Source organism: Lacticaseibacillus sp. 30 (genome assembly GCF_053819265.1).
Window position 1 is genome coordinate 1 of the sequence record NZ_JBSOQX010000074.1, and the last position, 657, is coordinate 657.

Genomic DNA, 657 nt, shown 5'->3' on the forward strand with positions numbered 1-657 from the left:
CAATAACATATCGATTATACCGAACAGCGACCACCCTGTAAAGATGGACCTTGTAGGGCTCGAACCTACGACCGGACGGTTATGAGCCGTCTGCTCTAACCAACTGAGCTAAAGGTCCAAGCTCAATCGCGGCGGGGGGGATCGAACCCTCGACCTCCCGGGTATGAACCGGACGCTCTAGCCAGCTGAGCTACACCGCGAAAAACTAAGGGACAAAAATGTCCAATCGGGAAAACAGGATTCGAACCTGCGACCCCCTGGTCCCAAACCAGGTGCTCTACCAAGCTGAGCTATTTCCCGATAATGCACCCAGTAGGAGTCGAACCTACAACCTTCTGATTCGTAGTCAGACACTCTATCCAATTGCGCTATGGGTGCAAATCATGATAATGCCGAGGATAGGTTTGACCAAGCACACCCTCGGCACTGTGCTTGGAAAGCGGAAGACGGGATTCGAACCCGCGACCCCCACCATGGCAAGGTGATGTTCTACCACTGAACTACTTCCGCATGAAACATGGTGCTATCAAATTATTGGTACCATGCCGACTAAAGGATTCGAACCTTCGACCCCCTGTTTACAAGACAGATGCTCTACCAACTGAGCTAAGTCGGCGAAAAATCGACTTGAGCCGCCATTTAAAACCAATAATTCTC

6 tRNA genes are annotated in these 657 nt (G+C 50.8%); all 6 read right to left on the minus strand.

What is annotated here, in order from left to right:
* Positions 1–44: 44 nt before the first annotated feature.
* Positions 45–118, minus strand: a tRNA-Ile gene (locus ACWPAB_RS15355).
* Positions 119–126: 8 nt separating this feature from the next.
* Positions 127–200: transfer RNA gene (locus tag ACWPAB_RS15360), tRNA-Met, on the minus strand.
* Between the two features lie 26 nt (positions 201–226).
* A tRNA-Pro gene (locus tag ACWPAB_RS15365) sits at positions 227–300 on the minus strand.
* 4 nt (positions 301–304) lie between these two features.
* Positions 305–378: transfer RNA gene (locus tag ACWPAB_RS15370), tRNA-Arg, on the minus strand.
* Between the two features lie 60 nt (positions 379–438).
* Positions 439–510 (minus strand) — tRNA-Gly (locus ACWPAB_RS15375).
* Between the two features lie 33 nt (positions 511–543).
* Positions 544–616, minus strand: a tRNA-Thr gene (locus tag ACWPAB_RS15380).
* Positions 617–657: the final 41 nt, after the last annotated feature.